The following is an 8321-nucleotide window of genomic DNA, read 5'->3' as shown; positions in this document are numbered from 1 at the left end:
GGTGCAACCAGAGAAGGTGAGAGGTATAGGTTGGGAAAAGGGATCGGGTTAATAAAAATTACCAGCAGGACAATGAATGGTACACAATGCTGTACACGTCGCCTGACATGCTGTATCTCCTGTCTGGTAATGCTCATGGTCACTGGCTATGAGCTACAAATGTATGGCTACGCCAAATGTTTTTGAGAGAGTGCTGTGTATCACCACAGCGTTTTGCTCTTGCAAATTAAAAAGCGATCGCTGCCGTGGAAAGTACACGATCGCCAATTCATTCAAAACCGAAGAGGCACATGAATAATACAACTGTAGCACCAATTCCAGTACAAGACCCCTTGACAAGCCGCGATCGCCGCATCATTAGTGAGATTGTTGGTTCTGAATCAGAAAACATCCGTACAATCTGGATTGAAGCCGGGATTACAGTATGGGTGCAGTTCGTAGATGGAGGGCGTCTAGCCTTTGATCGCAACTGGTTTGCAAAAAGAGTGCAACAGGTTAAAGCAACCCTGGAAGAAACCCTACGAGAACGCAATGATCGCCTGGCTGTTGAACTAGAACAAGCTTGTGCGAAGTTAGGTTTGTATCACGGTCAAATAGATTGGCTCTCGTTCAGCACCAAGCTCTATCAGGAAGCTCAATTGGTAGGATTCGTAGGGTACAGCCTGGAGAATGGTTTGCCCTACTCTAGACCACATCAGTACGGGCCGAATCGGTTTGCACAAAGCTTGGAGGGGGTGATCGCACTCTTAGTCAAGAAGCCAGTAGCGGCGTAGTTCATGGGCGTTAAACCAAATCTTCAAAGTTTAACGCCTAAACGTACACGACTTTGTATCAATTACAACAGGGTATCACAATGGGAATAGCTGCATACAATCGAGGCACAAGGGTAATCGCCCAACAGATCGCTCGTGAGCAAGCAGAGCATCAAGAAGAATTTGGTTATCAGATTGCTGCTGAGAATAAAATCAGGGAGCAATCGGAGCGAATCAAGCTTCTGGAGATGGAACTTAACAAAGTCCAGCGTGAGATGAAGCGTGCCCAAAAAGCTTATCATTGCAGAGGTGTGATGATACAAGTCCTGAAGGAAGAAGTTACAGTTCTCAATCGTAGAGTAGAGCGGATTAAAAGTTTCTCTGCTGTTCGTCAAGAAAAACTTGAAATAGTATGTAAAGCCTATAAGAAGCTGCGACAAATACTTAAACTTGCCCTAATCCCTGAACAGTATCACCATTATCTAGAGATAGTCGAAGAGTTATTGAGTGTCAAGTGATACACTGACCAAATCTTCAAGGTTTAACGCCAGTACTCGAAGGTAAAGGCGATCGCATTCTTGAGAGTTAAGCCAGCAGTCGCGGCGTAGGAAGTGCGATGGCGTAGTTCAGTTGTGTAGGAGGGCTACGCCATTTGTAGGCGAAAGTACAGCAACTCAAAGAATTCTCACTATGACAAATACTACTGCAAAAACTCCTGAGCAATTGACCGCAGACTTGGAACAGTTTACAGGTTCGCAAACTATTTACAGGCACTCGCTAGGTATGCTTCGCTACACTGAGGGAGTGAAATATCTAGCCCAGGAAGCACAATGCTATTGGTTGCTAGACGCAATTGGCTCTTACCAGCACAGACTTCTAGCCAATCCCAAGCTGAAGGAATTTCAGATATGGCGGCTGGCAGTTAAGGATGAGTCGGGTGTGCTGATTTGTGAAGAGGATACGGACATTGAAGTGTTACGGCAGGTGATAGAGTATACTGGCTTTCCCCTGCCAGGTATTACGCTGTATTTGACGGATAAAGTGTTGATGTTACCGAGTGAGTATTGATTTGTGTTCAGTATATTGTGAAACAAGTCAGTCATAATTGTTTAAGTTCTTCAGGAGAGAATGTGGAACCGACAATAGAACAGTTAAAATCGTTTTATCAAAGATGCGTTAGAGCAAGTAACTTGATGTTACCAATTAATGTTGTCCGGTTAGACGAGCGCACTTTGAGATTATTTGTGTTGGTGGGAGAGACAATAGAAATTGAGATTTACCCAAACGGGGAGGTCATCATTAAATGACGCAACTAAATTTTGATTCCATGTCAGATAAAGAGCTACTAGCTTACGTTAGGACACACCCAAGTGATACAGAAGCATTTCACAAGTACATGGATAGATTAGATGCCCGTCCTGGAGTCGTTTGCACTACAGATGAGGAATTTGAAGCGGAATTGCTCAAGCGAATCAACGGACAGCAACAGCCGTAACAACCAATTATTAAGCACCACAATACACCAAAACATAGCGCGGTTTGTGAATAACAGACCGCTTTTTGAATAGCAGAGATATCTCAATCAAAAAACACAATTTAGAATTGACAGAGTGAAAATATGCAATCATCAATTACATTTCCGTATAACTGGGGACAACCGAAGTTCAGTCGGGGCGATCGCACTCGTCAAGGAGTTATCAAAGATATTCAGCTTTGTTCTGTAGACAGACTGTTAACTTGTCAATGTCAAAATATTCAACCCTGGGTTTACTGGGTGCAAGTCAGTAGTGATTCAACAGATTTAAAATATTTTGATGAGCATGAGATTCAAGCATTATCACCATCAGAAGTAGAGGCACAGATTTTAGCTGAAATTGATTGGTGCTTAAGTCGCTTGGTAGTTTTGCAAGCTGAATTGGGAGCCGACTTAAAGATTAATACGCCTTTTGGACGTATCCCTAAGCTACCAACAGTAAGTCAATATACAGGCTCTTTCTTCACGTCGAGATTATCTGAGCCTAAACGTGAGAAAGTCGCTTAATTAACATGGCGATCGCAGCTGAGGACATGATCGCCTACCACAACTTCTAACAAATATGGACAAACAACAAGAGATTCAATCAGCTTGGGATGCTCTGATGTCCCTTAATAAACGCTGGTTTGTTTCGACAGGTTTTTATGCTTTGGGAAACGCTTATTTAATTAGTGGCAAGAACCCTACGTACAAAAACCAAATTGTATTGGTAGAGCATCGGCACAAGAGCCAAATTAACCACTGGGATTGGACAATTAAAAAGTCTCAATGCAGTCGTCAGCCAACCATCACTACAAATGGCGATGATGGCGAGGGGAATTTAAACAGGAAAGCGCCATCTCTGAAAGTATACAGCTAACCCTCTATCGCTGCGTGTTCTTTGTAGTGATTAAGTGATAGCTACAATCTATGAACAAATTTTTGTTTGGCTTAGTTTTAGGAATTTTGATAAGTGCTATAGCCTCAAAATTCTTCATTGATAATGCCCTCTTTCGGCTTGCCTACTGCAAGTGGGGGGCTGTTGAACAATTGTGGAACTCTAAATAGTTGCCGATGTAGTAAATATGAAACAGCCATGCTTTGATTGTCTCTTCCAGAAATCTATCAAATATGCGCTTTCTCCTGAAAAAGCGAGTGATATTTTGCATGGAATTACTCACGATAAAAGTTTTCATTGCCACAAAACTGTAGATGATTCTAAATCTCATGAAGGTCAGATTACTTCTAATTCAAAGTTGTGTTTTGGTGCAGCTTTATTTTTAGAAAATACTGTTAGTGGCGGTTGTCGGTCAAACGTAATGTTTAGATTCGGTTTGATGCGTCAAGAATTCAGCATTAATGATCTACGCTCATGTGAGAGTGTGTATCAGAGTTTTGATGAGTTTTTGAATGGCGTGAGTTATTAGGGACAAAGCGATTTGTTGATGACAAGTCGCTTTTATATTGGGTTGAAAGTAGTAGCTTCATTTTCCAAACTAAGTTAAAGCTACGCTTCATGAAAATTGAAATAATTCTAGGTTACTGATATGGTACAAGCAATTGCTAATCCCAACGAAACTTTTCTTACTGATGCGGTAATTGAGCGTTACAACTTCTCCCAACTCAATAAAACGCGCATTAGATTTAGGATTCAGTTAAAGAAAAGCACCAAGAGTGCGGCTCCTAAGTGGGCAGATGTGTTGACAGCAGAAAAAACTGAAGCAGAATCAGACCTTGTTAAAGCTACAACTTCGGAAGTAGGTTTGCGGGGTGTCAAGGTATTTAAAAAGTTAGATGAAGCAGCTGCTCAACTACGTACTGAAATTGCCGCTGTACAAGAGTGGATGTCTGCTGATGGCGGGGATTGGGTTTGCCCAATTGACCTTGCACATTTGGTTTGGAGTCAATTGATCAATATTAGAGACAATGTTGCTCCCGCTCTCAGAAATCAGCTAAAAGTTGATTACGAAGTGGGACTAATCGATTATCAGCAACGAATTGATAAATTCCTTTCGTTGAACGCCTGGGAACTACCTATAGATAAGCAGGAGTCAGTCAAAGCTAATCTGCTAAGAGCATTTCCCACTCTTGTTGAACTTGAAGACTATTTACAAGTAGTCATCGGACGACCAGTTATTATTCCCGCACTGTCTGAACAACTAAACCAGCAACAGGCTGAATGTTTAGACCAGATTACACGATTTATCCAGCAGTATGACAGCAATTTGGAACAGCGTTTAAGAGAATCTGCTCTAGCCGTTGGTGAACAACTAGCAGCCCAACTCCTTGAAGAACTAGCTGATTGGGAACCGGGACGTAAACCAGTCCAGTTCAAGAAGAAAATGGAACGCCATTTGATGAAAGTTCAGGTGCTGTTAGCGAATGCTAGCCCAGAAGCTGGAGCGAGTCTTGCTCAAATGATGGAGCATCTCGATTCGATTGTAAATGATCCTGCGATTGAATCTAAGAATCTTGGTTCAGGTGAGCGATCGCAACTTCAGCAGAAAATAGATGCAATCTACTCCAAGCTAGTCGATGAGCAACGCAACTTGCAATCACTTGCCTCTGACGACGTTGGCTTGTCGAAAGCTACGGTGATGCAATTTAAGTTCCGTTAGATAAAAAGCGATGCCTTGATAGTATCGGGGCATCGCACTAATGCTAGTATTTCAGGTTTTAATATGTCACATTTTTCAAAAATTGCAGTCAAGTTTAAAGACCAATCCTGTTTGGTTGAAGCGTTGCAGCATTTTGGCTTCCACCCTCAAATCCACGAACAGCCGATTAATCTATACGGATATCAAGGCGACAAAAGAGAGCAAATGGCTCATATAATTGTACCCCGTAATCAAATTAGTGGACTCAGCAACGACCTGGGGTTTCACTGGAACGGTATAGAGTACGAGTGCATTATTTCAGAGTATGACCAACAGTACGGTCAAGCACAACTCGGATTAGGTCTAGGGCCACAGTTCTTGCACAAATTGCAACAGCACTACATCAGCTTATATCTGCCAAAGCTTGCTATGCAGTTTGGGGGTGAAGTCGTGGAAACCGTAACTTCATGTTCGGTCACTACGGTTCGAGTCGCTCTGCCAACTCAACAATATACTAGGAGGTAAGATGTCACACTTCTCAAATGTTAAGACTAAACTCACCAATCGCGAGTGTTTGGTACAAGCTCTGACGGATCTAAACTTATCACCACGAGTTTACAATACACCACAGCCACTCAAGGGCTACTATGGGGACTCGCAAGGGCAAACCGCAGAGATTGTTGTTACTGGTCGGACTATTAAAGCCCGTGCAGACATAGGTTTCAAGTATAAGCAAGAGAGTGGTGTGTACGATATCATACACGACGCTTACGAGACAAACCCTCGGCTGGGAAAAGATTTCTTTAGCCACAAACTAATGCTGGCATACGGTAAACGTATGGTTCGTGCCAAAGCTGTTGAATTACAAGAACAGTTTGGTGAATGTGCAATTAGCGAAGAAACCAACGGCACGATGCAGACCCTACACCTGACATTTAGCGGACATCAGGAAGTTCAACATTTTGCTAGGAGATAATTATGGAACGTTCAATACTGATTCATTTCGATAGTACTACAGGGGAAGTGCAAGTAGAAGCAGAAGGCTTTGAGGGGGTGTCTTGTCTAGAAGCGACACAGCCGTTTGAGGAAGCGTTGGGAGTTGTGGAGGGTGATCGCACTTACAAAGAAGAAGTGCAAACCCAACAGCTACGAACTACCAGCACTAGTCAAACGCGCCTGCGTCAGTAATCAATAATCAGTTATCAGTTCTTACAAGGACTGGTAACTGATTTGTCAAAGAGTGGCGATGCCAAATAAAGAACGAAGTTTTATTTGTGATTTGCTATGAACTTGGAAAACCTGATTCTCACCATTGATTCACAAATTCCGATCGCTGCGGTTGATGTACTCTCACCCGATGAAGCGACAATTATTGGGTGGTTAACTACACAGGCACAACAAAAGCTATCGAGTCCTGTGTTCTTCTGGAATTTGGGCGTCTCTAGCTTAGAGCAATGCCTAATTGCTCCTGACGGAGGCTTGGTATTTAAACCAGTTCCAGAATATAAGAAGCCACCCCAAGCAGATCCATTATTGTACGTGTTCGATTACATAAATAATTTCAGCGGTGTCGGTGTGTTTATTCTTGGTGATGTTCACCCTTTTGTTGCAAAGAATTCCCCACAGTTCTCATGGGAGATTTTGAGCCGGGTGAAAAATCTTTATCACAGGTTGAAGCCGACAGACAAACGTATTATACTGCTGGGTCAGAACATACAGCTGCACGAGTCTTTGGTACGGCTTATCCCCTATTGTGAAGTGCCTCTACCAACTGTTGACCAGATTCAAGAGCATATAGAGTCTTACTTGGTCTATTTGCAAGAGTCGGCAACAGAACAAGAAATTAATTTTAGCGTTTCACTGACTGCCCAAGAGAAAGAAACTTTAGCAAGGGCAGCATTAGGGCTAACGCTAGAGGAAATCAGTGATTTCTTGCGGCTAACTGTTAAAGAGCGTTTAAGTAGCAATGGTATTGTGATTGATGCCACACTCACACAAGGAGTGGTAGAGTACAAAACTCAGCTGCTGTCTGCTATGGGCATTGAACTTGGCAAACCAGCCACAATCGGTTTTGGTGGACTCGATAACTTGCGCGAATGGTTGACTCGTAGGCGGCGTCTATTCACCCAACAGGCCCGAAGTCTCAATTTGCCTCAACCCAAAGGTGTGCTACTGGCAGGGCCTCCAGGTACAGGTAAAACGAGCGTTGCCAAAAACATCGCCACTATACTGAATCTACCATTGTTGCAGCTTGATATTGCATCAATGTTAGGTTCTCTTGTAGGTGAATCTGAAGGTAATGTCAGACGCGCTCTTAAGACTGCCGAAGCGATCGCCCCGTGCGTGTTGTGGATCGACGAAATAGAAAAGGCGCTCTCAGGCAGTGGAGACACCAGTGGAGTCAGTCAAAGGATTTTGGGCAATATCCTCACATTTATGAGTGAGTGTACAACTGGGGTATTCGTTGTGGCAACCTGTAACGACCCCTCAGCATTGCCAACTGAGTTGAAGAGGAAGGGAAGATTTGATGAGAACTTTTTCGTCGATCTACCTACACAGCCGGAGCGTGTACAGATTCTCAAGATTCATCTAGAACGATTTGGGATCAAGGTAGAAGAGGAATACCTTGAAGCGATCACTCTTCACACACCCAAATTCTCAGGAGCCGAACTCGAAACCCTCGCAGCCGAAGCCGCACTACTGGCATTTGATCAGGGGCGTCCGCAGCAGGTTACGCTTGCTGATTTGGAAAACTGCTGTCAGAGTATCACGCCTTTGGCTGTGCAAGATGCAGCAGCAGTGGAGCGAATGCAGGCATGGGCATCTACGGCAAGACCAGCTTCTAGCCCAGTAGTGCAGGCGACGAAACAAACTTCATTGCGTACTGCTAAGTTTCGCAATCTGAATTGATCAAGAAGGGGAAGGGGGCAGGGGGAAAGGGGAAAACCTTGCCCCTTGTGGGCGACCTGTTCACACATGAGTCCCTTTTCCCTTTAACCTTTTCCCCTCTTTTTATGCTTGGGCGATTGTCCCCGGCCCTGAGTGTGGGGGCGATCGCAATTATTGAACGACTTACACGACAACAAAATATCGCTTCGCGCTTTGCTGTTGAAAACATTGAAAATATTAAAAGGAGAAAAGAGTGAAAAATCAAAGCTTATACGATGCAACTGTTACAGCACTTACTGAAAGAGGATGCCCCAAAGATTTGGCTATTGATGCCGCAGCGGTGGTGGCCAAAGATGACCCAGTTAAACCGGATTTAGGACGAACACCAGTAGACCAAGAAATTATCAAAAAGTCCTTACCTTATTTGCAAAATCAATAGTTATTTTCGTGTGAATGTTTGATTTATAAACATTCACCTATTTATCCATTAAATCATCAAAAATTATGGAAACATAAAGTATATAAGCAAATTAAAGGGCGATCACCAACAGCGTAGGAAACTTTGGAAGC

At 43.3% G+C, this 8321-nt stretch carries 15 protein-coding genes; all 15 read left to right on the top strand.

Annotated elements, in window-relative coordinates:
- Positions 1-163 precede the first annotated feature (163 nt).
- The 15 genes from AC5JMF_RS26140 to AC5JMF_RS26070 all read left to right on the top strand — a co-directional run bounded on the left by AC5JMF_RS26140 (position 164) and on the right by AC5JMF_RS26070 (position 8190).
- Complete coding sequence (locus tag AC5JMF_RS26140) at positions 164-298, top strand: hypothetical protein (protein WP_495798624.1); 135 nt, start codon at positions 164-166, stop codon at positions 296-298.
- Positions 291-773, top strand: coding sequence for a hypothetical protein (locus AC5JMF_RS26135; RefSeq protein ID WP_495798623.1), 483 nt, complete (start codon positions 291-293; stop codon positions 771-773). Before AC5JMF_RS26140 ends, AC5JMF_RS26135 begins: the two co-directional genes overlap by 8 nt.
- 80 nt (positions 774-853) lie before the next feature.
- The gene (locus AC5JMF_RS26130) at positions 854-1270 is read left to right on the top strand and encodes a hypothetical protein (protein WP_495798622.1); all 417 of its coding nucleotides are present in this window, start codon (positions 854-856) and stop codon (positions 1268-1270) included.
- A 172-nt stretch (positions 1271-1442) separates the two neighbouring features.
- Positions 1443-1820: a DUF6876 family protein gene (locus tag AC5JMF_RS26125; RefSeq protein WP_495798621.1), complete on the top strand. Its 378-nt coding sequence runs from the start codon at positions 1443-1445 to the stop codon at positions 1818-1820.
- A gap of 17 nt (positions 1821-1837) precedes the next feature.
- The gene (locus AC5JMF_RS26120) at positions 1838-2059 is read left to right on the top strand and encodes a DUF6888 family protein (protein WP_495798620.1); all 222 of its coding nucleotides are present in this window, start codon (positions 1838-1840) and stop codon (positions 2057-2059) included.
- Positions 2056-2247 carry a DUF6887 family protein gene (locus AC5JMF_RS26115; RefSeq protein WP_495798619.1) on the top strand — a complete coding sequence of 64 codons (192 nt, stop codon included), beginning with the start codon at positions 2056-2058 and terminating at the stop codon, positions 2245-2247. Before AC5JMF_RS26120 ends, AC5JMF_RS26115 begins: the two co-directional genes overlap by 4 nt.
- 123 nt (positions 2248-2370) lie before the next feature.
- Entirely contained in the window at positions 2371-2793 is a 423-nt protein-coding gene (locus AC5JMF_RS26110) for a hypothetical protein (protein ID WP_495798618.1), read from the top strand.
- A 55-nt stretch (positions 2794-2848) separates the two neighbouring features.
- Positions 2849-3145 (top strand): hypothetical protein, encoded by a 297-nt coding sequence (locus AC5JMF_RS26105; RefSeq protein ID WP_495798617.1) that lies wholly within the window; start codon positions 2849-2851, stop codon positions 3143-3145.
- 205 nt (positions 3146-3350) lie between these two features.
- Positions 3351-3692 (top strand): hypothetical protein, encoded by a 342-nt coding sequence (locus tag AC5JMF_RS26100; protein ID WP_495798616.1) that lies wholly within the window; start codon positions 3351-3353, stop codon positions 3690-3692.
- A 120-nt stretch (positions 3693-3812) separates the two neighbouring features.
- Positions 3813-4883 carry a hypothetical protein gene (locus AC5JMF_RS26095; RefSeq protein WP_495798615.1) on the top strand — a complete coding sequence of 357 codons (1071 nt, stop codon included), beginning with the start codon at positions 3813-3815 and terminating at the stop codon, positions 4881-4883.
- Between the two features lie 63 nt (positions 4884-4946).
- On the top strand, positions 4947-5387 hold the full coding sequence (locus AC5JMF_RS26090) for a DUF1257 domain-containing protein (RefSeq protein WP_495798614.1): 441 nt from the start codon (positions 4947-4949) through the stop codon (positions 5385-5387).
- Between the two features lies 1 nt (position 5388).
- On the top strand, positions 5389-5838 hold the full coding sequence (locus tag AC5JMF_RS26085; protein ID WP_495798613.1) for a DUF1257 domain-containing protein: 450 nt from the start codon (positions 5389-5391) through the stop codon (positions 5836-5838).
- Positions 5839-5840: 2 nt separating this feature from the next.
- Positions 5841-6050, top strand: coding sequence for a DUF2997 domain-containing protein (locus tag AC5JMF_RS26080; RefSeq protein WP_495798612.1), 210 nt, complete (start codon positions 5841-5843; stop codon positions 6048-6050).
- A gap of 96 nt (positions 6051-6146) precedes the next feature.
- Positions 6147-7772 (top strand): AAA family ATPase, encoded by a 1626-nt coding sequence (locus AC5JMF_RS26075; RefSeq protein WP_495798611.1) that lies wholly within the window; start codon positions 6147-6149, stop codon positions 7770-7772.
- Positions 7773-8004: 232 nt separating this feature from the next.
- Complete coding sequence (locus AC5JMF_RS26070) at positions 8005-8190, top strand: hypothetical protein (protein WP_495798610.1); 186 nt, start codon at positions 8005-8007, stop codon at positions 8188-8190.
- Positions 8191-8321: the final 131 nt, after the last annotated feature.

The sequence above is a fragment of the Desmonostoc vinosum genome, assembly GCF_059505385.1.
This window is presented reverse-complemented; position numbering and strand designations above follow the sequence as displayed.

Excerpts from the sequence above, each read along its gene's own strand:
- AC5JMF_RS26140 (WP_495798624.1), top strand. The coding sequence starts at position 164 with ATGGCTACGCCAAATGTTTTTGAGAGAGTGCTGTGTATCACCACAGCG.
- AC5JMF_RS26135 (WP_495798623.1), top strand. The coding sequence starts at position 291 with ATGAATAATACAACTGTAGCACCAATTCCAGTACAAGACCCCTTGACA.
- AC5JMF_RS26130 (WP_495798622.1), top strand. The coding sequence starts at position 854 with ATGGGAATAGCTGCATACAATCGAGGCACAAGGGTAATCGCCCAACAG.
- AC5JMF_RS26125 (WP_495798621.1), top strand. The coding sequence starts at position 1,443 with ATGACAAATACTACTGCAAAAACTCCTGAGCAATTGACCGCAGACTTG.
- AC5JMF_RS26115 (WP_495798619.1), top strand. The coding sequence starts at position 2,056 with ATGACGCAACTAAATTTTGATTCCATGTCAGATAAAGAGCTACTAGCT.
- AC5JMF_RS26110 (WP_495798618.1), top strand. The coding sequence starts at position 2,371 with ATGCAATCATCAATTACATTTCCGTATAACTGGGGACAACCGAAGTTC.
- AC5JMF_RS26105 (WP_495798617.1), top strand. The coding sequence starts at position 2,849 with ATGGACAAACAACAAGAGATTCAATCAGCTTGGGATGCTCTGATGTCC.
- AC5JMF_RS26100 (WP_495798616.1), top strand. The coding sequence starts at position 3,351 with ATGAAACAGCCATGCTTTGATTGTCTCTTCCAGAAATCTATCAAATAT.
- AC5JMF_RS26095 (WP_495798615.1), top strand. The coding sequence starts at position 3,813 with ATGGTACAAGCAATTGCTAATCCCAACGAAACTTTTCTTACTGATGCG.
- AC5JMF_RS26090 (WP_495798614.1), top strand. The coding sequence starts at position 4,947 with ATGTCACATTTTTCAAAAATTGCAGTCAAGTTTAAAGACCAATCCTGT.
- AC5JMF_RS26085 (WP_495798613.1), top strand. The coding sequence starts at position 5,389 with ATGTCACACTTCTCAAATGTTAAGACTAAACTCACCAATCGCGAGTGT.
- AC5JMF_RS26080 (WP_495798612.1), top strand. The coding sequence starts at position 5,841 with ATGGAACGTTCAATACTGATTCATTTCGATAGTACTACAGGGGAAGTG.
- AC5JMF_RS26075 (WP_495798611.1), top strand. The coding sequence starts at position 6,147 with ATGAACTTGGAAAACCTGATTCTCACCATTGATTCACAAATTCCGATC.